Source organism: Pseudomonas glycinis, from assembly GCF_054871425.1.
The window spans coordinates 119499-144887 of the sequence record NZ_JBTYHF010000003.1; the positions used below are offsets into that span (position 1 = coordinate 119499).

At 61.7% G+C, this 25389-nt stretch carries 27 protein-coding genes; 19 read left to right on the forward strand and 8 right to left on the reverse strand.

Translation table 11 applies throughout. The features are described 5' to 3' along the window. Positions 1 to 89 precede the first annotated feature (89 nt). From urtB to ureC, 10 genes are all read left to right on the forward strand, one after another. The gene (urtB, locus tag ACYSTU_RS08225; RefSeq protein WP_130927418.1) at positions 90 to 1592 is read left to right on the forward strand and encodes an urea ABC transporter permease subunit UrtB; all 1503 of its coding nucleotides are present in this window, start codon (positions 90 to 92) and stop codon (positions 1590 to 1592) included. After that, a complete protein-coding gene (gene urtC / locus ACYSTU_RS08230; RefSeq protein WP_110644924.1) occupies positions 1592 to 2671 on the forward strand; it encodes an urea ABC transporter permease subunit UrtC in 1080 nt (359 codons plus the stop codon). The genes urtB and urtC overlap by 1 nt, the downstream gene beginning before the upstream one ends. Further along, complete coding sequence (gene urtD, locus ACYSTU_RS08235; protein ID WP_016771888.1) at positions 2668 to 3537, forward strand: urea ABC transporter ATP-binding protein UrtD; 870 nt, start codon at positions 2668 to 2670, stop codon at positions 3535 to 3537. Before urtC ends, urtD begins: the two co-directional genes overlap by 4 nt. Positions 3538 to 3672: 135 nt before the next feature. Further along, positions 3673 to 4371, forward strand: coding sequence for an urea ABC transporter ATP-binding subunit UrtE (gene urtE / locus ACYSTU_RS08240; protein WP_016771889.1), 699 nt, complete (start codon positions 3673 to 3675; stop codon positions 4369 to 4371). A 43-nt stretch (positions 4372 to 4414) separates the two neighbouring features. Then, positions 4415 to 5254: an urease accessory protein UreD gene (locus ACYSTU_RS08245; RefSeq protein WP_498997380.1), complete on the forward strand. Its 840-nt coding sequence runs from the start codon at positions 4415 to 4417 to the stop codon at positions 5252 to 5254. 227 nt (positions 5255 to 5481) lie between these two features. Beyond that, positions 5482 to 5784 (forward strand): urease subunit gamma, encoded by a 303-nt coding sequence (gene ureA, locus ACYSTU_RS08250; protein ID WP_042608931.1) that lies wholly within the window; start codon positions 5482 to 5484, stop codon positions 5782 to 5784. A gap of 9 nt (positions 5785 to 5793) precedes the next feature. Continuing rightward, entirely contained in the window at positions 5794 to 6327 is a 534-nt protein-coding gene (locus tag ACYSTU_RS08255; RefSeq protein ID WP_498997384.1) for a GNAT family N-acetyltransferase, read from the forward strand. A gap of 5 nt (positions 6328 to 6332) precedes the next feature. Further along, on the forward strand, positions 6333 to 6869 hold the full coding sequence (locus ACYSTU_RS08260) for a GNAT family N-acetyltransferase (RefSeq protein WP_073471741.1): 537 nt from the start codon (positions 6333 to 6335) through the stop codon (positions 6867 to 6869). Beyond that, a complete protein-coding gene (locus ACYSTU_RS08265) occupies positions 6866 to 7171 on the forward strand; it encodes an urease subunit beta (RefSeq protein WP_123443922.1) in 306 nt (101 codons plus the stop codon). The genes ACYSTU_RS08260 and ACYSTU_RS08265 overlap by 4 nt, the downstream gene beginning before the upstream one ends. A 139-nt stretch (positions 7172 to 7310) precedes the next feature. Further along, positions 7311 to 9011 (forward strand): urease subunit alpha, encoded by a 1701-nt coding sequence (gene ureC / locus ACYSTU_RS08270; RefSeq protein ID WP_024011399.1) that lies wholly within the window; start codon positions 7311 to 7313, stop codon positions 9009 to 9011. Between the two features lie 60 nt (positions 9012 to 9071). Here ureC and ACYSTU_RS08275 read toward each other — a convergent pair whose 3' ends face one another. The 3 genes from ACYSTU_RS08275 to ACYSTU_RS08285 all read right to left on the reverse strand — a co-directional run bounded on the left by ACYSTU_RS08275 (position 9072) and on the right by ACYSTU_RS08285 (position 11949). After that, a complete protein-coding gene (locus ACYSTU_RS08275; RefSeq protein ID WP_241664192.1) occupies positions 9072 to 10472 on the reverse strand; it encodes an SET domain-containing protein in 1401 nt (466 codons plus the stop codon). A 203-nt stretch (positions 10473 to 10675) separates the two neighbouring features. Then, positions 10676 to 10981: a chaperone modulator CbpM gene (locus tag ACYSTU_RS08280; protein ID WP_016771896.1), complete on the reverse strand. Its 306-nt coding sequence runs from the start codon at positions 10979 to 10981 to the stop codon at positions 10676 to 10678. A 23-nt stretch (positions 10982 to 11004) separates the two neighbouring features. After that, positions 11005 to 11949, reverse strand: coding sequence for a DnaJ C-terminal domain-containing protein (locus ACYSTU_RS08285; RefSeq protein WP_110603615.1), 945 nt, complete (start codon positions 11947 to 11949; stop codon positions 11005 to 11007). Positions 11950 to 12240: 291 nt separating this feature from the next. Here ACYSTU_RS08285 and ACYSTU_RS08290 point away from each other — a divergent pair, with 291 nt between their 5' ends. Then, positions 12241 to 13509 carry an Hsp70 family protein gene (locus tag ACYSTU_RS08290; protein ID WP_024011396.1) on the forward strand — a complete coding sequence of 423 codons (1269 nt, stop codon included), beginning with the start codon at positions 12241 to 12243 and terminating at the stop codon, positions 13507 to 13509. 130 nt (positions 13510 to 13639) lie between these two features. Here the strand turns inward: ACYSTU_RS08290 and ACYSTU_RS08295 are convergent, their stop codons facing one another. From ACYSTU_RS08295 to ACYSTU_RS08305, 3 genes are all read right to left on the reverse strand, one after another. After that, positions 13640 to 14653 carry an AI-2E family transporter gene (locus ACYSTU_RS08295; protein WP_016771899.1) on the reverse strand — a complete coding sequence of 338 codons (1014 nt, stop codon included), beginning with the start codon at positions 14651 to 14653 and terminating at the stop codon, positions 13640 to 13642. A 204-nt stretch (positions 14654 to 14857) separates the two neighbouring features. Next, a complete protein-coding gene (locus ACYSTU_RS08300; RefSeq protein WP_016771900.1) occupies positions 14858 to 15163 on the reverse strand; it encodes a PsiF family protein in 306 nt (101 codons plus the stop codon). Between the two features lie 63 nt (positions 15164 to 15226). Beyond that, complete coding sequence (locus tag ACYSTU_RS08305; protein WP_016771901.1) at positions 15227 to 16021, reverse strand: AraC family transcriptional regulator; 795 nt, start codon at positions 16019 to 16021, stop codon at positions 15227 to 15229. A 96-nt stretch (positions 16022 to 16117) separates the two neighbouring features. Between ACYSTU_RS08305 and ACYSTU_RS08310 the strand changes: the two genes are divergently transcribed. Continuing rightward, on the forward strand, positions 16118 to 17005 hold the full coding sequence (locus tag ACYSTU_RS08310) for a DMT family transporter (protein WP_498997392.1): 888 nt from the start codon (positions 16118 to 16120) through the stop codon (positions 17003 to 17005). A gap of 96 nt (positions 17006 to 17101) precedes the next feature. On the opposite strand, the gene ACYSTU_RS08315 is transcribed toward ACYSTU_RS08310, so the two are convergent. Further along, positions 17102 to 17980, reverse strand: a complete 879-nt coding sequence (locus tag ACYSTU_RS08315) for an esterase/lipase family protein (RefSeq protein ID WP_498997395.1) — start codon at positions 17978 to 17980, stop codon at positions 17102 to 17104. A gap of 282 nt (positions 17981 to 18262) precedes the next feature. Between ACYSTU_RS08315 and ACYSTU_RS08320 the strand changes: the two genes are divergently transcribed. Then, on the forward strand, positions 18263 to 18793 hold the full coding sequence (locus ACYSTU_RS08320; RefSeq protein WP_016771904.1) for a ferritin-like domain-containing protein: 531 nt from the start codon (positions 18263 to 18265) through the stop codon (positions 18791 to 18793). Between the two features lie 119 nt (positions 18794 to 18912). Here the strand turns inward: ACYSTU_RS08320 and ACYSTU_RS08325 are convergent, their stop codons facing one another. Further along, complete coding sequence (locus ACYSTU_RS08325; protein ID WP_498997398.1) at positions 18913 to 20988, reverse strand: AsmA family protein; 2076 nt, start codon at positions 20986 to 20988, stop codon at positions 18913 to 18915. A 384-nt stretch (positions 20989 to 21372) separates the two neighbouring features. On the opposite strand from ACYSTU_RS08325, the gene ACYSTU_RS08330 reads away from it, so the two are divergent. The 6 genes from ACYSTU_RS08330 (at position 21373) to ACYSTU_RS08355 (ending at position 25291) form a co-directional block, all read left to right on the forward strand. Then, on the forward strand, positions 21373 to 21795 hold the full coding sequence (locus ACYSTU_RS08330; protein ID WP_016771905.1) for a DUF2790 domain-containing protein: 423 nt from the start codon (positions 21373 to 21375) through the stop codon (positions 21793 to 21795). 154 nt (positions 21796 to 21949) lie between these two features. Next, complete coding sequence (locus ACYSTU_RS08335; protein WP_016771906.1) at positions 21950 to 22582, forward strand: TetR family transcriptional regulator; 633 nt, start codon at positions 21950 to 21952, stop codon at positions 22580 to 22582. A gap of 299 nt (positions 22583 to 22881) precedes the next feature. Then, positions 22882 to 23382 (forward strand): urease accessory protein UreE, encoded by a 501-nt coding sequence (gene ureE / locus ACYSTU_RS08340; protein WP_016771908.1) that lies wholly within the window; start codon positions 22882 to 22884, stop codon positions 23380 to 23382. After that, entirely contained in the window at positions 23379 to 24053 is a 675-nt protein-coding gene (locus ACYSTU_RS08345) for an urease accessory protein UreF (RefSeq protein ID WP_498997403.1), read from the forward strand. Before ureE ends, ACYSTU_RS08345 begins: the two co-directional genes overlap by 4 nt. 23 nt (positions 24054 to 24076) lie before the next feature. After that, the gene (gene ureG, locus ACYSTU_RS08350; RefSeq protein ID WP_016771910.1) at positions 24077 to 24691 is read left to right on the forward strand and encodes an urease accessory protein UreG; all 615 of its coding nucleotides are present in this window, start codon (positions 24077 to 24079) and stop codon (positions 24689 to 24691) included. A 27-nt stretch (positions 24692 to 24718) separates the two neighbouring features. Then, a complete protein-coding gene (locus ACYSTU_RS08355) occupies positions 24719 to 25291 on the forward strand; it encodes a HupE/UreJ family protein (RefSeq protein ID WP_125917516.1) in 573 nt (190 codons plus the stop codon). Positions 25292 to 25389: the final 98 nt, after the last annotated feature.

The window sequence follows — 25389 nt, forward strand, 5'->3', positions numbered from 1 at the left end:
TCGCAGCACATCGTCCAGACACCTCGGTCAGTCCCCTCTCCCTCCGGGAGAGGGTTAGGGTGAGGGGGCGGTTGAACAGGACACCACTAATGCCCACTGCCATACACCGCGTACTTCTCGCCATCGCACTGTTGCTGCCACTCCTGGCCCACGCTGGCGATGCCGAAGACTTCGTCGCGGCCAATCCGATGCAACAGGCCAAACTGCTGGAAGCCTGGGCCGCGCAGCCCGATCCGGCCCGTATCGAATTGCTCAACGCCCTGCAGCAAGGCGAGCTGACGATCGACGGCCAAGCGAAAACCCTGCGCCTGAACAATCGCCTGCGGGGTCTGATCGACACCGCGATGGCCAGCCATCAATTGCTCGCCGCTGACAGCAAGATCCGTCTGGGCGCCGCGCAGCAATTGCAGAAAAGCGCGAAACCCGCGCAGCTGAAATTTCTCGACCGGCAGCTCGCCGGGGAAAAAGACCCAAGCGTCCACGCGGCCCTGAGCCTGGCGCTGGCCAATCTGCAACTGGTCGACAGCGACCCGGCGGTGCGCCTTGCAGCGGTGCGGTTGCTCGGTGAAACCGGCGACCCGCTGGCACGCACGCGCCTTGAAGGTCTGCTCGAACCGGGCGTGGAAAGCGATGCCGGCGTGCGCACCGCCGCTGAAACCAGCCTCGCTCAGGTCAAGCGCAAATTGCTGATCGGCGAAGTGCTCGGCCAGGCCTTCAGCGGCATGTCGCTGGGCTCGATTCTGCTGCTCGCCGCCCTCGGTCTGGCGATCACCTTCGGCCTGCTCGGGGTGATCAACATGGCTCACGGCGAGATGCTCATGCTCGGCGCCTACTCGACCTATGTCGTGCAGTTGATGTTCCAGCGTTACGCGCCGCAGGCCATCGAGTTCTATCCGCTGATCGCGCTGCCGGTGGCGTTTTTCGTCACCGCCGCCATTGGCATGGCGCTGGAGCGCACGGTCATCCGCCACCTTTACGGTCGACCACTGGAAACCCTGCTCGCGACCTGGGGCATCAGCCTGATGCTGATCCAGCTTGTGCGTTTGTTGTTCGGTGCGCAGAACGTTGAAGTGGCCAACCCGGCGTGGCTGTCCGGCGGCATCCAAGTACTGCCCAATCTGGTGCTGCCGTACAACCGCATCGTCATCATCGCTTTCGCATTGTTCGTGGTGGTGCTGACCTGGCTGCTGCTGAACAAGACCCGCCTCGGCCTCAACGTGCGCGCCGTCACCCAGAACCGCAACATGGCCGCCTGCTGCGGCGTGCCAACCGGGCGCGTGGACATGCTCGCCTTCGGCCTCGGCTCGGGCATCGCCGGATTGGGCGGCGTGGCGCTGAGCCAGATCGGCAACGTCGGTCCCGACCTTGGCCAGAGCTACATCATCGACTCGTTCCTGGTGGTGGTGCTCGGCGGCGTCGGCCAACTGGCCGGCAGCGTGCTCGCCGCATTTGGCCTGGGCATCGCCAACAAGATTCTCGAACCGCAGATCGGTGCGGTGCTCGGCAAGATCCTGATCCTCGCGCTGATCATTCTGTTCATTCAGAAACGTCCGCAAGGCCTCTTCGCACTGAAAGGACGGGTGATCGACTGATGAACCAGCCTCTGTTAGTCACGGCCACACAAAAGGCCGGGCCAAAAGTCACGCTCGCGGTCGGCGGGGTGATTCTCGCGCTGCTGATCGTTCTGCCGTTGCTGTCACTGCTCGCGCCAGACAATGCCCTGCACGTCTCGGCCTACACGCTGACCCTGGTCGGCAAAATCCTCTGCTACGCCATCGTCGCCCTGGCGCTGGATCTGGTCTGGGGCTATGCCGGCCTGCTGTCGCTGGGCCACGGTCTGTTCTTCGCCCTCGGCGGGTACGCGATGGGCATGTACCTGATGCGGCAGGCGGCCGGCGATGGCTTGCCAGCGTTCATGACTTTCCTGTCGTGGAGCGAATTGCCGTGGTACTGGACCGGCACCAGCAGCTTTATCTGGGCCATGTGTCTGGTGGTGCTGGCGCCGGGTCTGCTGGCGCTGGTGTTCGGCTTTTTCGCCTTCCGTTCGCGGATCAAGGGCGTGTATTTCTCGATCATGACCCAGGCCCTGACCTTCGCCGGCATGCTCCTGTTTTTCCGCAACGAGACCGGGTTTGGCGGCAACAACGGTTTCACCAATTTCCGCACCATTCTCGGTTTCGGCATCACCGAACCGGGCACCCGCGCGGTGCTGTTTCTGGCCACGGTGTTGTTGCTGGTGGCGAGCCTGTTCATCGGCTGGCGCCTGGCACAAAGCAAGTTCGGCCGAGTGCTGACGGCGTTGCGCGATGCGGAAAACCGTTTGATGTTCTGCGGTTATGATCCGCGGGGTTTCAAGCTGTTCGTCTGGGTGCTGAGTGCGGTGCTGTGCGGTCTCGCCGGAGCGCTGTACGTGCCACAAGTGGGCATCATCAACCCCAGCGAAATGTCGCCGACCAACTCGATCGAAGCGGCGGTGTGGGTCGCCCTTGGCGGGCGCGGCACGCTGATCGGGCCGCTGCTCGGCGCTGGCGTGGTCAACGGCATGAAGAGCTGGTTCACCGTGGCCTTCCCGGAATACTGGCTGTTCTTCCTCGGTGCGCTGTTCATCGTCGTGACGTTGTACCTGCCCAAAGGCGTGATCGGTCTGCTGAAGAAACGAGGTGAACAATGAGAGTCACAGCGAGTGCTGAATTCATGCTGGAGCCGGCGTTTTTCCCCGTCGAACCGAACAAGGACGAAGGCACCAGCCGCGACTCTATCGGCCTCGGCCAGCGCGTCGGCCCGGGCCTCGATACGCGCCACGGCACCATCCTGACCCTGGAAGACATCAGCGTCAGCTTCGATGGCTTCCGTGCCTTGAACAATCTCAACCTGTACATCGGCGTCGGCGAACTGCGCTGCATCATCGGCCCCAACGGCGCGGGCAAGACCACGCTGATGGACGTGATCACCGGCAAGACCCGGCCCAGCCACGGCAAGGCCTGGTTCGGCGAAACCCTGGATCTGACGCAGATGAGCGAAGTGCAGATTGCCCAGTCCGGCATCGGCCGCAAGTTTCAGAAACCAACGGTATTCGAAGCCTTGAGCGTGTTTGAAAACCTGGAGCTGGCGCAGAAGACCGACAAGTCGGTGTGGGCCAGTTTGCGTGCGCGCTTGAGTGGCGAGCAGAAGGATCGCATCAGCGAAGTGCTCGAGACGATTCGCCTGACCACTTCGGTCAATCGCCAGGCCGGGTTGTTGTCCCACGGCCAGAAGCAGTTTCTCGAGATCGGCATGTTGCTGATGCAGGACCCGCAATTGCTCCTGCTCGACGAACCGGTGGCGGGCATGACCGACGCCGAAACCGAGTTCACCGCCGAGCTGTTCAAATCGCTGGCGGGCAAGCATTCGCTGATGGTGGTCGAGCACGACATGGGCTTTGTCGGCTCGATTGCCGACCACGTCACGGTGCTGCATCAGGGCAGCGTGCTGGCGGAGGGCTCGCTTGAGCAAGTGCAGGAAAACGAGCGGGTGATCGAGGTCTACCTCGGCCGCTGAAGACCTAGATCGTTCCCACGCTCTGCGTGGGAATGCCGCCATGGACGCTCTGCGTCCGCCGTTATGTGACGCGGAGCGTCACGGGATGCGTTCCCACGCAGAGCGTGGGAACGATCACCGGGGGAGAATTTGGACATGCTGCAAGTCGACAAGCTGCATCAGTACTACGGCGGTAGCCACATCCTGCGTGGCCTGAGCTTTGACGTGAAGGTCGGCGAAGTGACCTGCCTGCTCGGCCGTAACGGCGTGGGCAAGACCACCCTGCTCAAATGCCTGATGGGCCTGCTGCCAGCCAAGGAAGGTGCGGTGAACTGGGAAGGCAAACCGATCACCACGTTCAAACCGCATCAGCGTGTGCATGCCGGTATCGCCTACGTGCCGCAGGGCCGTGAGATCTTCGGGCGCCTGACGGTGGAAGAGAATCTGTTGATGGGGCTGTCGCGTTTTCCCGGCAGCGAAGCCAAAGAAGTCCCGGGTTTCATCTACGAATTGTTCCCGGTGCTGCTACAAATGAAGCAGCGCCGTGGCGGTGATCTGTCCGGCGGTCAGCAACAGCAACTGGCCATCGGCCGGGCATTGGCCAGCCGCCCGCGCCTGCTGATCCTTGATGAGCCCACCGAAGGCATTCAACCGTCGGTGATCAAGGAAATCGGCGCGGTGATCAAGCAGCTCGCGGCGCGCGGTGACATGGCGATTCTGCTGGTCGAGCAGTTCTACGACTTTGCTGCAGAACTGGCCGATCAATACCTGGTGATGTCGCGGGGCGAGATCGTCCAGCAGGGTCGCGGTGAAAATATGGAGGCCGAAGGTGTACGCGGGCTGGTCACGATCTAACGCGCCGGTCTAATCTGTAGCTTCCTAACGATAATCACAAATCATGAATTCACTTGCCTCACCTGCCCTGTTTACCCCGAGCTGGCACGCCGAGCTGGAACTGGCTTACGCGCGCTTCGGCGATTGCACGCGCCCGGTCATGCGCCGTCACCTCGGCCCGCTGCGGGTGCAGAAGCATCTGTACGCCGAAGGCCCCGAGGTCTGCCAGCACATCATCGTCCACCCACCGGGCGGAATTGCCGGTGGTGATCGGCTCGATATCAGCGCGCGCGTCGAACACAACGCCTGGGCACAGATCACCAGCCCCGGCGCCGCCAAGTGGTATCGCGCGGGCGGGCCGGCTTATCAGCAGCTCGACTTGCAAGTCGCTGCCGGCGCGACCCTGGAATGGCTGCCGCAGGAAACCATCGTCTACAGCGCCGCGCAGGCCGAGTTGAGCACAACGATCGAGCTTGAAGGCGATGCGCGGCTGTTCTACTGGGACGTGGTGGCGCTCGGTCGTCCGGCCAGTGGCGAGCGTTTTGACCTCGGGCATTTTCAGGCGCACCTGGACATCCGCCGCGATGGTCAGTTGCTCTGGCACGAACGGCAGCGCATTGTCGGTGCGGACGGTTTACTCGACTCGCCGATCGGCCTGGATGGTAATCCGGTGTTTGCGACGTTGTTGGTCACCGGTGAAATCGATGCTGAATTGCTGGAGCGTTGCCGCTCGCTGGGGCATGAGGTACGCGGGGATTTGACCCAACTGCCGGGGTTGCTGGTGGCGCGGTGTCTGGCCGGTGAAGCGTTACTCGCCCGCGCCTGGCTGATTGATTTGTGGCGACTGCTAAGGCCTGCGCTGCTGGGCCGCGAAGCTATTGCGCCAAGAATATGGAGCACCTGAAACCCCGACCCTCACCCCCCGCCCTCTCCCGGAGGGAGAGGGAGCCTGACCGAGTCGTCTGAAATGAATTTATCTGCCTGAACGAATATTGCTGACTGAATTGGCCAATGAAAACAACCGAGATCAGTCCCCTCTCCCTCGGGAGAGGGCTAGGGTGAGGGACTGCTCCAACTGGCACCCCACACTTCTCGAGAGCCACCCGAATCTGCCCTGATGGAACCCGAACCATGGACCTGACCCCACGCGAAAAAGACAAGCTGCTGATCTTCACCGCCGGCCTCGTCGCCGAGCGGCGGCTGGCCCGTGGCGTGAAACTCAATTACCCGGAAGCCATGGCCTACATCTCCGCCGCGCTGCTCGAAGGCGCCCGCGACGGCCAGACCGTGGCCGAGCTGATGCATTACGGCACCACCCTGCTCAGCCGCGAACAAGTGATGGAAGGCATCGCGGAAATGATCCCGGAAATCCAGGTCGAGGCGACGTTCCCCGACGGCACCAAACTGGTCACCGTTCACCAGCCGATCGTCTGAGGCCGCGCCATGACTTACAGCATTCGCGATGCGAGCCGGGCCGACCTGCCGGCGATCCGCGACATCTACAACGACGCCGTGCTCAACACCACGGCGATCTGGAACGAACAAGCGGTCGACCTCGGCAATCGCCAGGCATGGTTCGACGCGCGGCAGTTGCAGGCGTATCCGATTCTGGTGATCGTCGACCATGAAAACGCAGTGCTGGGTTACGCCTCGTTCGGCGACTGGCGGCCGTTCGACGGTTTCCGCCACACCGTCGAGCACTCGGTGTACGTGCGCAGCGATCAACGCGGCAACGGCCTCGGCCCACAACTGATGACCGCGCTGATCGAACGCGCCCGCACTTGCGGCAAACACGTCATGGTCGCCGCCATCGAAAGCGGCAACGCTGCCTCCATCCGCTTGCACGAGCGTGCCGGTTTCAGCATCACCGGGCAGATGCCGCAAGTGGGCACCAAGTTCGGCCGCTGGCTCGATCTGACCTTCATGCAGTTGACCCTCAATCCCGGCGCACAGCCACCGGATGCCCACCAGGAGTGATGTCGATGAACGCCGCCCAGTTGCGCCGCGTCAACGCTGAAAGCTTTGCCCACTATCGCCAGGGCCTGATCGATCTGCTGCTCGACGCCGTCGGTTACGGCGCCAGCGTCGGTTTCATGGCCGACCTCGATGCCGCCCAGGCGCGCGCGTATTTCGATGAGGTGCAGGACAACATCAACAAGGGCAGCACGCTGCTCTGGGTGGTGGTGAAGGACGAGCAGGTGCTGGCCAGCGTGCAACTGGGCCTGTGCCAGAAGGCCAATGGTCTGAACCGCGCCGAAGTGCAGAAACTGCTGGTGCGCGAACACGCGCGGCGCCGTGGCCTCGGCCAGCAACTGATGCAGGCGCTGGAACTCGAAGCGCCCAAGCACAAGCGCGGCATGCTCTATCTCGACACCGAGGCCGGCTCGCCGGCAGAAGATTTCTACAAGGCGCTGGGCTATGTGCGCGCCGGCGAAATACCCGATTACGCCTGCGACCCCAACGGCACCTATCGCCCGACCGCTCTCTATTACAAAGTCCTGCAAGGAGCCCAGCGATGATTCCTGGCCAATACCAGATTCAGCCCGGCGACATCGAACTCAACGTCGGCCGCCGCACCGTGAGCCTGAAAGTCGCCAACAGTGGTGACCGGCCGATCCAGGTCGGTTCGCACTTTCACTTTTTCGAAACCAACGACGCGCTGACCTTCGACCGTGCCGCCAGTCGCGGCATGCGCCTGAACATCCCCGCCGGCACCGCCGTGCGCTTCGAGCCGGGGCAAAGCCGTGAAGTCGAGCTGGTCGATTACGCCGGGCATCGCCGGGCGTTCGGCTTTGCCGGCCGCATCATGGGTGATCTCTAAACAACACGGTGCCCGCTCTGGCCCCTTCGCGAGCAGGCTCGCTCCCACATGAGAACGCGATCAAATGTGGGAGCGAGCCTGCTCGCGAAAGCGAGTAATGCGAGCGATTTCAGACCCAATTGAATCTCAAGGCATGCCCATGAAAATCTCCAGACAAGCCTACGCCGACATGTTCGGCCCCACCGTCGGCGACAAGGTGCGCCTGGCCGATACCGAGCTGTGGATCGAAGTCGAAAAGGACTTCACCACCTACGGCGAGGAAGTGAAGTTCGGTGGCGGCAAAGTCATCCGCGACGGCCAGGGCCAGAGTCAGTTGCTCGCCGCCGAAGTGGTCGACACGCTGATCACCAACGCGCTGATCATCGACCACTGGGGCATCGTCAAGGCCGACGTCGGCCTCAAGGACGGGCGCATCGCCGCGATCGGCAAGGCCGGCAACCCTGACGTGCAGCCCAACGTGACCATCGCCATCGGCGCCGGCACCGAAGTGATTGCCGGTGAAGGCATGATCCTCACCGCTGGCGGCATCGACACGCATATCCACTTCATCTGCCCGCAGCAGATCGAAGAAGCGTTGATGAGCGGCGTCACCACCATGATCGGCGGCGGCACCGGTCCCGCTACCGGCACCAACGCCACCACCTGCACCTCCGGCCCGTGGCATCTGGCGCGCATGCTCCAGGCCGCCGATGCCTTCCCGATGAACATCGGCCTCACCGGCAAAGGCAACGCCAGCCTGCCGGAGCCGTTGATCGAACAGGTCAAGGCCGGCGCCATCGGCCTCAAACTGCACGAGGACTGGGGCACCACTCCGGCGAGCATCGACAACTGCCTCAACGTCGCCGACCAGTACGACGTGCAGGTGGCGATCCACACCGACACCCTCAACGAATCGGGTTTCGTCGAAACCACCCTTGGCGCATTCAAGGGCCGCACCATCCACACCTATCACACCGAAGGTGCCGGTGGCGGCCACGCGCCGGACATCATCAAAGCCTGCGGTTTCCCCAACGTGCTGCCGAGCTCGACCAACCCGACCCGGCCGTTCACCCGCAACACCATCGACGAACACCTCGACATGCTCATGGTCTGCCACCACCTCGACCCGAGCATCGCCGAAGACGTCGCCTTCGCCGAAAGCCGTATCCGCCGCGAAACCATTGCCGCTGAAGACATCCTCCACGACCTCGGCGCGTTCTCGATGATCAGCTCCGACAGTCAGGCCATGGGCCGCGTCGGTGAAGTCATCACACGCACCTGGCAGACCGCCGACAAGATGAAAAAACAGCGCGGCCCACTGCCCCAGGACGGTGAGGGCAACGACAACTTCCGCGCCAAGCGTTACATCGCCAAGTACACCATCAACCCGGCGATTACCCATGGCATCAGCCATGAAGTCGGCTCGATCGAAGTCGGCAAGTGGGCCGATCTGGTGCTGTGGCGTCCAGCGTTCTTTGGTGTGAAACCGACGCTGATTCTCAAGGGCGGCGCGATTGCCGCAAGCCTGATGGGCGACGCCAACGCCTCGATTCCCACGCCGCAACCGGTACATTACCGCCCGATGTTCGCCAGCTACGGTGGCTCGCTGCACGCCACCAGCCTGACCTTTATCAGCCAGGCGGCGCAGGAGGCCGGATTGCCGGAGGCTCTGGGGTTGAAAAAGCAGATCGCTGTGGTGAAGGGCTGCCGCGACGTGCAGAAAACCGACCTCATCCACAACGACTATCTGCCGAACATCGATGTCGATCCGCAGACCTATCAGGTCAAGGCCGATGGCGTGTTGCTGTGGTGCGAACCGGCGGAAACGCTGCCGATGGCGCAGCGCTATTTTCTGTTTTGATTAGGGGGCGCGCTGAATACGGACTCGCTGGTTCGTATTCAGCAGCTATCGCTCAGGCGATCACGGAAACAACTTCGCGATGTCCGCGTCGCTGTAGTTGTAATTGATGCGTAACTCGGTTCCTGCCGGAATATCTTCGGTAGCGAAGATGGCGTTGAGAATGAAGTCGCGGGTGACCAGTTCCTTGCCTATCAACTGTTGCGCTTCAACATCGAATGGCACGAATTCGACGTTATAACCATCCGTAGCCTGGCGAACCGGCTTGCCCGTTGCGTTGTACCAGAAATGCGTATTGATCCTGGAGATGATCGTGTCACCGACCATCGCCAGCTGGACGGGGATCAGATATCCAGGTCCCGGCTGGTAACGCACGCCGACCTTCATGGTGTATGACTGCTGGGGGAGCGGCACAAGACGTCCTGGCATGATGGCGCCAGCATAGACGCCGACCACCTCGCCTCGGCTGATGCGCCGGTTGGCAACCACCATGGACTGGCCGACCAGGGCCCGCTCACCGGGCGCACGCATGTCGGCCTCGGTGAACAATCGCCATTGCAGCTTTTCTTCATACAGCCGCGCGACATGCTCGTAGGCGCCAAACTTGATGTACGGTTTGATCTGCTCGGAGGTGTATCGGCCGCCGTCTTCGAAACGCACGAGGGTCTGGAGCTTCTTAATGCGGATAGGCGTGCCGGCGATGTCCCGGAATGGATATTTGCCGTTATTGGCTCGGTCGTAGACCCCGGGCCGATTGCTGAGAAACGAAAAGCGCGTTTCGCTGCGCATTGCACTCAACTCGTCAGCAGTGAAAGGTTTGACGGGCATCGACTCGGACGCCAGATAGAAATGTTCATCTGCCGCATCGACATCGTCGGGCAGCTCTTCAAGGGCTGACTCATAGTCTTCATCACTCTGCCGCGCCGCCCTGCGGCTTTTACCCGGTACAACGGCGGCGTCCGGCGATGCGCTGAAATCCTCCAGCGAGTACCAGTGCTTGTTCAACGGATCATAGGCAAGCACTGGACCGGACGGCTGCAGCTCGCTGGACAGCCGGGCCCGATGCAGACCGGTCTCGGCATCGACGCCGATCAGCACCGTACCGCCGCCCTGCAAGTCCACGTATTGGCGCCCCTTGAATAGGCGAAACCCGTCAACGTCCGCTTGCGGTAGAGGGGCTGTCGAGGCGATCAGGTAACGCTCCAGCGCGGAGGCTGCGACCGTTGGGACGGAACCCGAGGTAGACGGCGTCGGATGGACTTGCACGCTGTGCGGCATGGCTGCAATTTCCATTTGCTGCGTGCTACTGCCGGGTTCGCTGGTATCGGGCGGGGTCTTGCGAATGAACGGACCGGGGGTCAGGTGCGGCGACTCGATACCGTGCGTGGCGGAATCCCGGGATGTGCGTCCAGGGGTGGTGATATCGACTGCGCCCGGCTTGGGCGGCTTGGGTCTGACTGGCATTGACAGGCTTCCTTGCAAAGATTGCGCAGCGCTGGCCGGCCTGGCTGGCGCTACGACCGTCGGCATCCATTGCCAACATGTGCCCGGAAAACTATCAGACCATCCAGCCGGTTCATACCGGGTGAAACACTCGCAAACACTAACCCGGCACAAGCGGGCCGACTCGCGATGAGGCCGAAACAGACCTCATCGCCTCAAACAACTTATTCGACCACCAGCCGCCCCAACCGTTGACGCAACATGCGGTTCTCGGCGCGCAACTGCTTCACCTCGTCCAGCAGATCCAGCGCCAGCGCGACGCCTTCCCACTCCAGTTCCAGATCACGGCGCAGCTTCGCCGCGCGCTTGGCCAAGGCCAATTCGTAATCGGTGAAACGCCATTCCCGGGGCTGCGCGCCCTGAGGTTCGAGGATGCCGTGCTCGACGATTTCGATCACGTAGACGTCCGACAAATCGGCCGCCTCACAGAATTCTGCCAGGTCCAGTTGAACGATCAGGGGGCTGCTCATGATGGGCTACTCCGTCGTCGGGTTCAGAAGTTCTCTCGCGGATTGAAGGCGGCTTTCTTCGCCAGTTCCTGCCACAGCGCCTTGACCTCCTCGTCGGAGGCTTTGGGCATCACGGCCTTGAGCTGCACGAACAGATAACCGCGTTCGCCGGCCTTGTTCAGCAGGCCATGGCCCTTGGCGCGCATGCGCTGGCCGTTCTGGCTGCCGGCCGGGACCTTGAGGTTGATCTTGCCGGTCAGGGTCGGCACGGCCACTTCAGTGCCCAATGCCAATTCCCACGGAGCCAGGGGCAAGGTGATGATCAGGTTTTCGCCTTCGACATCGAATTTCGGGTGCGGCGCGAACCGAATGGTCAGGTACAGGTCGCCATTCGCCCCGCCACCGATGCCCGGTGCGCCCTGGCCCTTCAGGCGAATCCGCTCGCCGTCGGTGACGCCGGCCGGAATCTTCACGTTCAGGCTCTTGCTGGTGTTGCTGACATGCTGGCCGTGCGCGTTGTATTGCGGCACCTGAAAGGTGACTTTCTTCGATTCGTTCGACAGGGTTTCTTCGAGGAAGACCGGCAGTTCCATTTCCACGTCTTGCCCTCGGCGTCCGCGTGATTGGCGGCTCTCGGCGCCACCGAAACCGGGGCCGCGATTGCCGAAGATCGAACTGAAGAAGTCCGAGAAGTCGCCCGTGTCGCCACCGCCACCGCCGAAGCCGCCACGGCTCTGCCAGCCCGGCGGGCCCTGGAACGGCTGACCGTGCTGGCCATAACGGCGCAGTTCGTCGTATTCGGCGCGTTTGTCGGCACTTTTCAGCGCTTCATAGGCTTCCGAGGCGTCCTTGAACTTGGCCTCGGCGTCTTTTTCCTTGCTGACATCGGGGTGGTATTTGCGCGCCAGCTTGCGATAGGCCGCCTTGATGGCCTTGTCGTCGGCTGTCGGCTCCACGCCGAGTATCTTGTAATAGTCTTTGAAGTCCATGGAAGGATCACCATCCGTTATCGATTTCGCGCCGAGACCAGCATGCGCCGATTGGCACGTGCCGGGTTGACCGATCTCAAGTTTGTGACCGGGTGGCGCCGCAGAAGTTTATCGGCAGTGGACGACGGTTCTTGCGACCGCCGGTGTGTCTGCCGGCCCATGCCAGCAAGTTTGGGGCGAAGCGGCGCTTTTCAAGCTGTCTGCCGGCGAAATAGCGGATGACCGGCCTTCGAATCTGCCGCGCACTGGCATACACTGCGCGGCCGTTTTTTTGACCGGAAACCGAAAGACATGAAAGACGCCTCTCCAGCCCGTGCCTGCGGCATCGACTTCGGCACGTCCAACTCCACCGTCGGCTGGCTGCGCCCCGGCATGGACACCATGATCGCGCTGGAAGACGACAAGATCACCCTGCCGTCGGTGGTCTTCTTCAACATCGAGGAACGTCGCCCGGTCTACGGTCGCCTGGCCCTGCACGAGTATCTGGAAGGCTACGAAGGTCGGCTGATGCGCTCGTTGAAAAGCCTGCTCGGCTCCAAGCTGATCAAGCACGACACCAGCGTCCTCGGCACGGCGATGCCGTTCAAGGACCTGCTCGGGCTGTTCATCGGCCAGCTCAAGAGCCGCGCCGAAACCGCCGCCGGTCGGGAATTCGAGCAAGTGGTGCTGGGTCGTCCGGTGTTCTTCGTCGATGACGATCCGCTGGCTGACCAGGAAGCCGAAGACACCCTGGTCGAAGTGGCGCGCAAAATCGGTTTCAAAGATGTGTCGTTCCAGTACGAGCCGATCGCGGCAGCGTTCGACTACGAGTCGACCATCGAGAAAGAAGAGCTGGTACTGATCGTCGACATCGGCGGTGGTACCTCTGACTTCTCGCTGGTGCGCCTGTCGCCCGAGCGTCGTGGTCTCGACAACCGTCACGATGACATCCTCGCCACTGGCGGCGTGCACATCGGTGGTACCGACTTCGACAAACAGCTGAGTCTGCAAGGCCTGATGCCGCTGTTCGGCTACGGCAGCCGCATGAAGAGCGGCGCCTACATGCCGACCAGCCACCACATGAATCTGGCGACCTGGCACACGATCAACTCGGTGTACTCGCAGAAATCCACGCTGGCGCTGGGCAGCATGCGCTACGACATCGAAGACACCGGCGGTATCGATCGCCTGTTCAAGCTGATCGAACAGCGCGCCGGGCACTGGCTGGCGATGGAAGTGGAAGAAACCAAGATCCAGCTGACCCACGCCGACAGCCGCCACGTGCCGCTGGACCGCATCGAAGCCGGGCTGAGCGTCGAGCTGAGCCGCGCGTTGTTCGAATCGGCGATCGAGGCCTTGCTGGAGCGTGTGCGTGGCAGCGTTACGCAGTTGTTGAATGACGCTGGCGTGGCGGTCGATCAGGTCGACACGGTGTTCTTCACTGGGGGCTCCAGCGGCATCCCGGCCCTGCGCAACAGCGTCTCGGCAATGCTGCCGAACGCGCGGCATGTCGAAGGCAACATCTTTGGCAGCATTGGTAGCGGTTTGGCGATTGAAGCCCGCAAACGCTATGGCGTTTAGGGGCAGCTGCAAGTTTTAAGCTGCAAGCTGCAAGCTGCAAGCTGCAAGCTGCAAGCTAGAGCAAAAGCTACTGCGGCTCTCGCTTCTGCTTTAACTTGCAGCTTGAAGCTTGCAACTCGAAGCTGCTTTTCTAGACCATTCCTCCGAGCTTCAACTCACTCTTCAGATACGCGTAATAAATCGGCCCCGCCACCACCCCCGGCAAACCGAACGCGGCTTCGAACACCAGCATCGCCAGGAGCAACTCCCACGACTTGGCACTGATCTGCCCGCCAACGATGCGCGCGTTGAGAAAGTATTCGAGCTTGTGGATAACGATCAGGTAGCCCAGCGCGGCGATCGCCACCCAGATCGACAGCGACAGGCCGACGATGGTGATCAGCGTGTTCGACATCAGGTTGCCGATCACCGGCAGCAGGCCGAGCAGGAAGGTCAGCACGATCAGGGTTTTGGTCAGCGGCAGCTTGATGCCGAACATCGGCAGGATCACCGCGAGGAAGATCCCGGTGAACACGGTGTTGAGCAGGGAAATCTTGATCTGCGCGAAGACGATATTGCGAAACGCCTGCACCAGCAGATGCAAACGGTCGAACAAAGCGGCGGCCAACGGCTTGCGCTTGGTCACGTCGGGGATGCGCTGCAGGGCGATGATCGCGCCGAGCACCATGCCGATCAGCAGGGTGACGAACATGTGCGCGGCGTCCTTGCCGACCAGTTGCAGGTCGGCCAGATGCTTGCTCGCCCACTCGCCGATCGCCACGCGAAATTCCGCCGCGCTGGCCGGCAGGTAAGCGTCGATGAACGGCGGCAACTGTCCGCGCGCGCGATCGACCACGCCCATGAATTTATCGAGCGAGGCGCCGGGGTTTTCTGCTTCATGCAGGAGGAAACTGATGGCGCCGGCGAAGATCAGCGCCAGCGCACTCACCACCAGCGTGCCGAGCAGCGCCACCGCCAACCAGCGCGCACGCCGCCCTTCGATCAGCCGTTGCAGTTGCGGGGTGAGCATGTTGACCAGCTCGAACACCAGCAACCCGGCCAGCAGGCTCGGCAACAGGCGCAGCGGCAGCACCAGCAGCAAACCGCCAAAAATGATGATGCAACTGACCCAGAACACAACATGACGCTGAGAAAACGTTGGCATACAGCCTCAAAACGAACGGCGTGAAAGGATGGGCAGTCTGCCAGCGATCCGGGGTTAGCACTAGGGATATGCAGGGCGTGGGAATGGCGGTGCATTCACCGACGCTTTCGCGAGCAGGCTCGCTCCCACAGGAGTGCGCGTTTCAAATGTGGGAGCGAGCCTGCTCGCGAAGAGGCCGGCAAGCTCACCACATTATTTACCGTTTCACTTTTTCTTCAGACACTCACTCATGAACGCCTTGCGCGCATCGCCGGTCAGCGCTTTGGTTTTCGCGTCGGCATTGCAGGTGGTCATCTTCTGCTGCTGCGGGGTCAGCTCCTTGCCATCGTTGGCTGCGGGTGCCGCTTTCAGGCAGGTGCTCATGAACGCCTTGCGCTCGTCGCCCTTCAAGCTCTTGGCGGTCGCATCGGCATTGCAGGTGGTCATCTTGTTCTGTTGCGCCGTGGCGGCGAAACCCTGGGAACACACAAGCAGCCCGATCATCAACAACGGCACACGCAACATCTTCATGGAGTTTTCTCCTTGTTGCCGCACCGATGGATGCGGCCTCTGTCGCAGTGTAGTCAAAGCTTGTTACACCTTCCTGCCCTCGAGGTGGCTGCGCCGATACTGCTCCGGCGTGCAACCGGCCTGGCGGGCGAACATGGCGATGAACGCCGAGCCGCTGCTGTAGCCTAGGTCGAAAGCGATTTCCTGCACCGAACGCGAGGTTTCCAGCGCCTCGATCGCCGCCAGATAACGCAAGCGCTGACGCCACTCGCCAAAGCTCATGCCCAGCTCGCGGACAAACTGCCGGGCCAGGGTGCGCTCGCTGACATGCACTTGCGCGGCCCAATGCGCCAACGGTTGGTTGTCGCCCGGCGCGGCCTGCAAGGCGTCGAGAATCGTCAGCAAGCCCGGGCTGCTCGCATACGGCAGGTAACATTCCTGCACCGGTGCCTGTTGCAGTTGATCGACCAATACCTGGGCCAGACGCTGATCGGCCTCATGCTCCGGAATCTTCACATCGCGGGCAGCGAAGTCCTTGAGAATCGCCTTGAGAATGTCACTGATCGCCAAGGTGCAGGCCCGCGCCGGCAACCGTGTGCAAACACTTGGATCAAGACACACCGCGCGATAGTTGACCGGCTGATGACTATAGAAACTGTGCTCGACCTCGGGCGGCACCCACACCGCATACTGCGGCGGCGACATGAAGCGGCTGCCGTCAACATCCATGTGCAGCACGCCATGAGCCGCGTATTCCAGCGTGCCCCACGGATGGCGATGCGGCGCGGCATATTCGTGGGCATTGAAATCGGCGTAGCGGAAATACACCGCTGACGGCAGTTCGCTGAAATCGAGCAGATCGATGTGTTTGCTGTTCATGCTGTCCGGATGCAGAGGCAGGTTGTCCGGTTCGCAGTATAGGCCTGCATCCAGACAGGCGATAATCGCGCTTCATCAACGTTCTGGTTTTGTCCCATGCAATACGCGTTTCCCCTGCTGGCGATCTTCATCTGGGCCGGCAACACCGTGATCAACAAACTGGCGGTCGGCGCGATCTTCCCCGCCGAGATCGGTTTCTATCGCTGGCTACTGGCCGGCGTGCTGTTCACGCCATTCATGCTCACGAAAGTCATCGCCCACTGGCCGCAGATTCGGCCGAACCTGGGGCGGATTTTCATCCTCGGCGTACTCGGCATGGCGGTGTATCAGAGCCTCGCCTATTTCGCCGCAACACTGACCACCGCAACCAATATGGGCATCATCCTGTCGTTGATGCCATTGATGTCGCTGGCCATGGCGATCATCAGCCTCGGCCAGCGCCTGACGGCTGGTGCGCTGGTCGGTGCGGTGCTGTCGTTCGCTGGCGTGCTGGTGGTGGTGTCATCCGGCAGCCTCGGAGCGCTGCTGCAACACGGGGTCAATCTGGGCGATGCGATGATGCTGATCGCCACGCTGGCCTACGCCGTTTACAGCACGCTGCTGAAAAAGTGGCAACTGCGCCTGCCGCCACTGGTGCTGCTGTACTTGCAGGTGCTGGTGGCGATTGTGGTGTTGTTTCCGCTGTTCGCGATGTCGCCGAAGACCGGGCTGAACCTGCAGAACGTGCCGCTGGTGCTGTATGCATGCCTGCTGGCCTCGATGGTCGCACCGCTGGCGTGGATGCAGGCGGTGCAGCGACTGGGGCCGAGCCGGACGACGTTGTTCTTCAATCTGCTGCCATTGATTACCGCGCTGATTGCGGCGGTGGTGTTGAAGGAACAGTTGGCGATGTATCACCTGGTGGGTGGGTTGCTGACCTTGGCTGGGGTGGTTTTGTCGGAGCGCTGGACCACGGTGCTGGGCCGGCGGCTCGGCGTTGCCTGATAAGGCCCCTTCGCGAGCAGGCTCGCTCCCACGTTGAAATGCAGACACCTGTGGGAGCGAGCCTGCTCGCGAAGAACGATGACGCGGTCTGTTTGGCTATAACCCTGCTGCCTCCAGCCGCGCCGCATGCTCGACAAACAGCCTTACCGGATCTGCGCCCTTGCCCACCAGCCCCAGCGACTGATTGACGATGTCGAAATGATCCAGCGGATAGTCATCACCGATCACCGTGCCCAGATGCGAGCTGTAACGGCCGACCATGCCGTCGCACTGCCCCGGCTCGCGAACGAAGGTCCTGGCGAACAAGCGACAACTGCGGTTGGTGCCGTCAAAAAGATTGCCGCCACGATCGGTCTTGCCCGGTTGCAGCGTCCCTGACCAGGAGTAATAGCGCACACCGTTGACCTCTTCCGGCCCCTGCCCGCCCCACGTTTCCGGCAGCCCTTGTGGATAACGCTGATTGAATATTGCAACGCCCGCCGTCGTCAGCGATTGGTGGGAAGCGTGGATATCCACCGGCAGTTTCGGCCCGTGGCAACCCGTATCGAGCAATGCCATGACCCAGCCGATCAGGCGCAGCAACGCTTCGAGCAAGCGCCCCTTGGCGCTGTTGGCGGGATAGTGCTTTTCCAGATAATCCGCCAGTTCGGAGCCGTGATTCGGCCCGGCCACCGATGTTACCGAGGCGACCAGATCCGGACGCTGCGCCGCCGCATAGCGCGCGGTCAACGCGCCCTGACTGTGACCGAACAGGTTGACCTTCTGCGCCCCTGTCTCGCGGAGGATCTCCTCGATCCGCATCAACAATTGCTCGCCGCGCACTTCCGTGGAATTGAGTGGCGAAACCTGCACAGCAACCACCGTCGCACCACCACGGCGCAAGGCCTTGATGATGCCGAACCAATACGGATAAAGCACCAGCCGGACAAAGCCGAGCATGCCCGGCACCAGCACCAGTGGATAACGTGTCGACATGGGGTACATCCTTGTGCGCGGTGGGTGGATGTCAGACGTGCAAGACGCCCGCCAAGCATCCACCTCGACGATGACAACTCAACGATAAGCCAATTCCAGCCCGCCAGCACCAGCTCCACCGAAACCGCTTTGACTCTCCCGACATCGCAGTCTTCAGCAGTTGCTGCACCGTGTCCGGCGTAAATCGCATAAAACTTTTCGCTTCGCTCAAGACTCACACCCTGAGTAGCGACCGCGTCTTCAGAACGTGGCGCCCATCGGATTAGCCTCCAGGAGAATGAAATGAGTGACGTGCATTTGTCTGATGTTCAAACCCTGCGCGAACGCGCGCGGCAACACGTGGAAAACGGCGCGGTCACCGAGGGCTACAACGCCAACCGTGAGGAAATACTGCGTTTGCTCAATGAGTCGCTGGCCACCGAGCTGGTGTGCACCTTGCGCTACAAGCGCCACTACTTCATGGCGAACGGCCTGAAAGCCAACGTCGCCGCCGACGAATTTCTTGAGCACGCCAACCAGGAAGCCGAGCACGCCGATCGCCTCGCCGAACGCATCGTGCAACTGGGCGGCGAGCCTGAGTTCAACCCTGACCTGCTGAGCAAGATGTCCCACGCGCAATACGTGGCCGGCAATACGCTCAAGGAAATGGTTTACGAAGATCTGGTGGCCGAGCGGATCGCCATCGACAGCTACCGCGAAATCATCCAGTACATCGGTGACAAAGACCCGACCACTCGCCGCATCTTCGAAGATATCCTCGCCCAGGAAGAAGAGCACGCCGACGACATGGCGGATATCCTTAACGATCTGTAATCCCGTCACACCGCTTTCGCGAGCAGGCTCGCTCCCACACTGGAACGTATTTCAATTGAAGGAATGCGTTCGAATGTGGGAGCGAGCCTGCTCGCGAAGGCGCCCTCAGAGACGCCGCATTACTTGCTGGGTTTAACGGTCACCGGCGCCTTGCCCTGCTTCATCTGCTCCAGCAACGGCGCGCACTGATTCGGCTCGCCACCGCTCGGCGCCACCAGCGCCAGCAACCCCGCCGCCGGTGCGGCGATCACGCCCAGCGCAACCATCCCCGCCCCGCGCAGCATCAACGGTACGGCTTTGACGCCGGCATCCGGTTTGATGAACTTGCCGCGCACATACAGCGGCGAGCGCAGGGAGATCAGACGCCAGCCTTTCGACTCTGGGGTCACAGTCAGATCGAGTTGCTCGGTGGCCATGTTCGCCGTGCCATCGATGTAGATGATTGCGTTCTCGGTATCGAAGACAAACAGCCGTGTCGTGGCCAGGCCGGTCTTGATGTCGAAGTCCGCCGCCGCGCAATTGATCTTCACTTCCTTGTCGCCAAAGATCTTGCCGACCACATAGTTACCGACATTGAGCCCGGCCAGTTCCATCAGCTCGCGGCTGATCGCGCCGTCATTGATCAACATCTTCAGATTGCCGTTGGCGCCGCCGAGCAGCTTGGCCACGGAGTTGCCCCGGCCACTGATGTCGGCATCGCCATTGAGCTCACCGAAACTGGTTTTCATCGGCTCGAAGGTCGGGAACAGCTCTTTGAGTTTGAATTTGCGTGCGGTCAAACGCGCCCGGCCTTCCAGCGGCTCGGTGCGGCCATTGAGGCGGATCAGCGCATCCAGGGTGCCACCGGCCACGCCAAAGCGCAGCGGTTCCAGGCTGAGTTCGCCGTCGTTGAGTTTCAGATGGGTATAGAGGTCGTTGAACGGCAGCTTCTCGCTGTGAACGATGCGCTTGCCGGTGAACTCGACATCGGCATCCATGGCGCGCCAGCGATCAGTCTTAAACTCTTCGACCGGCAGGACTTTGTCTGCCGGCTGCTTGCTCGCGCCGCCACGGGCCTTTTGCTCGGTGTTGGAATCGGCACCGATCAACGGTGCAAGGTCGGCGAACAGCAGTTGATTGGAGAGCAACGCACCCGTGAGTTTCGGCCGTGGCTGGCTGGCCACGTAGGTCAGGTCGCCGTGAATATCGCTGTCGCCGATCTTGCCGTTGAATTTCTCATAAGTGAATTTCGCCCCGGCCTCGTCATGCAGCTTGGCGATCAGGTGGCCGTCGGTGGAATACGGTGGGGTGTCCGGCAGGGTCACGCCGGTCAGCGGGTAAAGATTGCCGAGGCTGTCGCCAGCGAGCTTCAAACGCAGGTCGAGGGCGCCGAGATTCAGCGGGTCAGTCAGGGTGCCGGCCAGTTCGATACGGGTGTCGCCGATCTTCGCCTGGGCCTGCAACGGGAACGGCTTGCTCGCGTCCTGCAAGGCCAGCAACCCGCCGATCTTGCCCTGCCCGGTGAGGTTCTGCGCGTGGTACTGGCCTTTGACCTTGAGCGCAAAGGCGTAGTCCTGCGGTGCGCCGCCCTTGTCCTGAGCGGTTTTCGCCGCTTTGTCGCCGACAATCTCGCTGAAGGGAATCGGCTTGCCGAGTGGGTCGATCAACACATCGAGGTTGGTCTTCAGGGTCTGGTCGTCGAGGGTCACGTGGCCCTTGTCGAAACCGATCGCGCCGATATCGACCACCCAGCTCGACGACTCGGCGTTCGGGTCCTTGGGATCGAATTTGAACGTCCAGTTGGCGCGGCCATCGGCCAGACGTTGCAGTTCGGCATTCGGCTCGGTCAGGTCGATACGCGGAATCACCACGCGCTGAGCCAGCAGCGCCAGCGGCGAAATGCGCAGCTCGACGCGTTTCAGGGTGACCATCTGCGGCTGTTTCGACCAGTCAGTATTACCCAGGCTCAAGTCCTCGGCGACCACGTGCGGCCACGGCACCCAAGAGCGCCAGCCGTCTTCGTCCAGCTCGCGCTGCCAGATCACCGCGAGGTTGCCATTGATGGCAAACGCTCGGTGCAGTTCTTCCGAGACTTTGGCGTTGATCGTGGGTTTGATCCGGTTCCAGTCGAAAAACACGATGATCAGAATCAAGGCTGCCAGCAGCAGCGCGAGGATGGCGAAGGTCCAGCTGAAGATTTTTCCAGTGCGCGTCATGCACAAAGCTCCTGATCACGACCGCACGTCGAACATCCCGACGCACAGCTGAAACGGCAGACCGAAGCGGCCCCTATGCAGTCTGTGACTGGCGAAAGGCCCGCAGGTTTAATTGAAAGGCAGTTTAAGCCATAAAAAGCGCAGCAAAACTGACCGATCGGTCGAGCAGTGTTACCGCGACCCGCACTTTTGCGAGGCGCGAGTGAGTCGAAAATACCCACGACAGTGCAAAACCGTCGCCCGCAAAGGCGCGATCTAGAGCCTTCGCGCCGAACAATCAATTCTGTTGATTATTACCATTGCGTTTATGAACTTTTATATCGACTTATCGAGAGTAGCATTGCCCTCGTACCCACTTTATCGCCCTCCCAAGGAGCCACTATCATGAAACGCCAATTACTGCTCAGCCTTACCCTGTCGATGCTAGCCAGCACTGCTTTCGCCCTGCCCGCTGCCGATCAGGCCACTCCGCAAGTCAAAGACAGCCACTCGGTGTTCAGCCAGACTCTCGCTGAAGACGGCTACGACAAAACCCCACAAGGTCAGACTCTGGCTGAAGACGGCTATGACAAAACCCCACAAGGTCAGACTTTGGCTGAAAACGGTCGCAACCGCCTCCAAGAAAAAGGTCTGGTCGAAGATGGCTATGACAAGACGCCACAAGGCCAGGCTGTAGCCGAAAACGGCCGCAATCGTCTCGAAGAAAAAGGTCTGGTGGAAGACGGCTACGACAAGACTCCACAAGGTCAAGCCCTCGCCGAAGGTGGTGGTGACCGTGTGATCGAACGCAACAGCGCCGTGAGCTGAGCCTATGACGGCCCAGCGAAAAAGCCCAATCAGCGGATTGGGCTTTTGACTTTTCAGCTTCTGTGAATCCCTCGCTGCATGACTCCCCGTTCGACGCCGACAAAGCCGATTTGCTAGAGTGCGGCGCTTGTCCTGCCGAAGAACACACCCTGCGATGCTGCCCCGCGCCGAACAGAAACAACAGACCCGCAACGCCCTGATGGACGCTGCCCGCCACCTGATGGAAAGCGGCCGAGGATTCGGCAGCCTGAGCCTGCGCGAAGTGAGCAAGACCGCCGGCATCGTACCCACCGGTTTCTACCGGCACTTCGCCGATATGGACGAGTTGGGGCTGGTGCTGGTCAGTGAAGTCGGCCAGACCTTCCGCGAGACCATCCGCCTGGTGCGGCACAATGAATTCGTCATGGGCGGCATCATCGACGCTTCGGTGCGCATCTTCCTTGATGTGGTCAACGCCAACCGCTCGCAATTCCTGTTTCTCGCCCGCGAACAATACGGCGGCTCGCTGCCGGTACGTCAGGCAATCGGACGCCTGCGGGAGAACATCAGCGCCGACCTCGCGGCGGACCTGGCGCTAATGCCCAAGCTGCAACATCTGGATCTGGCCGGCCTCAGCGTGATGGCCGACCTGATCGTCAAATCGGTGTTCGCCACCCTCCCCGACATCATCGACCCACCCGCCGAGGCCTTGCCGGAGCACCTGACCCCGCAGGCGAAGATCACCCAGCAACTGCGCTTCATCTTCATCGGCCTCAAGCACTGGCAAGGGCTGGGCAGTACCGAGTAATCCCTTCTCTATCTGACACAGCGCAAAGCCCCCGTGGGAGCGAGCCCGCTCGCGAAAGCGCTGAGTCAGCTGAATACATCTGTCTGACACGGCGCATTCGCGAGCAGGCTCGCTCCCACATTGAACATCCGTCATGGCCTCGCTTTGGTGCATGACAAATCCTTCATGCACCAAAACCTTCCAGAATCGCCGCGCCTGTTGAAACATCAGGCACGCGCCGACAGCTATTTCCTACAGATCGCCCGATTGGCGCGGCGCTTGCTCTAGCCCAATCAACGTTCATTGCTGGAAGCTTTCCGATGCTGGTGATTCATCGCAGAATCGACCCTCAACCCGTCTGGGCCGCCGAGCTGCACCTGACCTTCGAAGCGCGCAGCAAAAGCCGTTTGCGCTGTTTCAGTGCCGAAGGCGAAGACGTCGGGTTGTTTTTGGAGCGCGGCCAGCCACCGCTGTATGACGGCGAATGTCTGCAGGCCGAAGACGGCCGTGTCGTGCGCGTCTGCGCCCGTCCCGAACAACTGCTCCACGTCACGTGCGCCAATGCGTTCGAACTGACGCGCGCGGCCTATCACCTCGGCAACCGCCATGTCGCCCTGCAAGTCGGCGACGGCTGGCTGCGTCTGCTCGACGATTACGTGCTCAAAGCGATGCTCGAACAGCTCGGCGCCCGGGTCGAGGCCATCGAAGCGCCGTTCCAGCCGGAACATGGCGCCTACGGCGGCGGCCACCATCACTCCCGCCACGGCGATGAAGACTTCAACTACGCGCCGAAACTCCATCAATTCGGCGTGCGCCTGTGAATCCGGCCTGGGCGCTGCTGCGTCTGGCCAGTCCGCAATTGCCGATTGGCGGCTACAGCTATTCCCAGGGTCTGGAAATGGCGGTGGATGACGGCCGGGTCCACAACCCTGACGCCGCCCGGCGCTGGATCAGCGATCAACTGCTGCTCAATCTCGCCCGCTTCGAAGCGCCGCTGCTGTTGGCGCATTGCCAAGCCGCAGCAGATGAAAACTGGGCCGAGCTACGGCAGCTCTGCGAGAGCCACCGCGCCAGTCGCGAAACCCGCGAGCTGCATCTGGAGAGCCGGCAGATGGGTTACTCCTTGCAGCAGTTGTTGAACGGTTTGCCTGAACTCGACGCGCCTGCCCGCGACTTTCTTGACCAGACCACAGAACCGCACCTGGCCTTGTGCTGGGCACTGGCAGCACGCGCCTGGGGCATCAGCCCGCAGGATGCTCTTGCCGCGTGGCTGTGGAGCTGGCTGGAAAACCAGCTCGCCGTGCTGATGAAAACCCTGCCGCTGGGCCAGCAAGCCGCCCAGCGCCTGACCAGCGAACTGCTGCCGCTGCTGCAACAGGCGCAGCACGACGCGACCCGCATGAATCCCGAACATATCGGCAGCGCCGCCTTTGGCCTGTCCCTGGCGTGCATGGCCCACGAGCGCCAGTACAGCCGTCTCTTCCGCTCTTAGGGCTGTTTATTTTGGAGAATGAAATGGATACACAACCTCTGCGCGTCGGCATCGGCGGCCCGGTCGGTTCCGGCAAGACCGCGTTGACTCTGGCCCTGTGCCTGGCCCTGCGCGAGCGCTACAACCTCGCCGTGGTCACCAATGACATCTACACCCGCGAAGACGCCGATTTCCTCGTGCGCAACGAAGCCCTCGCGCCGGAGCGGATCATCGGCGTGGAAACCGGCGGCTGCCCGCACACGGCGATCCGCGAAGACGCCTCGATCAACCTCGAAGCGGTCGATCAACTGAACCGGCGCTTTCCCGGGCTGGATCTGATTCTGGTGGAGTCCGGCGGCGATAACCTCTCGGCGACCTTCAGCCCGGAGCTGTCGGATCTGACCATCTACGTGATCGACGTCTCCGCCGGCGACAAGCTGCCGCGCAAGGGCGGCCCGGGGATCTGCAAATCCGACCTGCTGGTGATCAACAAGATCGACCTCGCGCCACTGGTGGGCGCCTCGCTGGAAATGATGGACAGCGACACCAAACGCATGCGCAACGGCAAGCCGTTCGTGTTCAGCAACCAGAAAACCGGTCAGGGCCTCGAAGAAATCATCGCCTTCATCGAACGTCAGGGCCTGCTGACCGCCGCCTGATCCATTTATCCACAAGGAAGCTTATCCATGACACTCAAACGCATTCTTGGCGCTCTGGCGTTGCTGCTGACACCGGCGCTGGCCTTCGCTCACCCGGGCCATGGCGACAGTGGCCTCATCGCAGGCATCAGCCACCCGATCGGCGGGCTCGACCACTTGCTGGCAATGCTCGCCGTCGGTTTGTGGGCGGCGCAGCAACAAGGCGCGGCGCGCTGGGCGCTGCCGTGCACCTTTGTCGGCACCATGTTGCTCGGAGGTTTGCTCGGTTTTGAGGGGCTCGAGTTGCCGGCGCTGGAAAGCGGGATTGCCGCTTCGGTATTGGCGCTGGGCCTGGCCGTGGCACTGGCCGTGCGTCCGCCGCTGGTGATGGCGGTGGCAGCGACGGCGCTGTTTGCGCTGTTCCATGGCGTGGCGCATGGGCTGGAGCTGCCGGAAATGAGCAGCCCGTGGGCGTATGCGGCCGGGTTTGTCGCGGCAACAGCGGTTTTGCATGCGCTCGGTTATGGCGTGGTGCGGGTTCTTCCGCAGGCAGCGGCGCCGCTGGTGCGGTTGGCGGGTGCGGCTTCGGCGGCGACCGGGGTGTGGTTGTTGGCAGGCTGATTTTTTAGCGCCTGCACTGGCCTCTTCGCGAGCAGGCTCGCTCCCACAGGTTTTGTGTACGCTGCAAATCCACTGTGGGAGTGAGCCTGCTCGCGAAG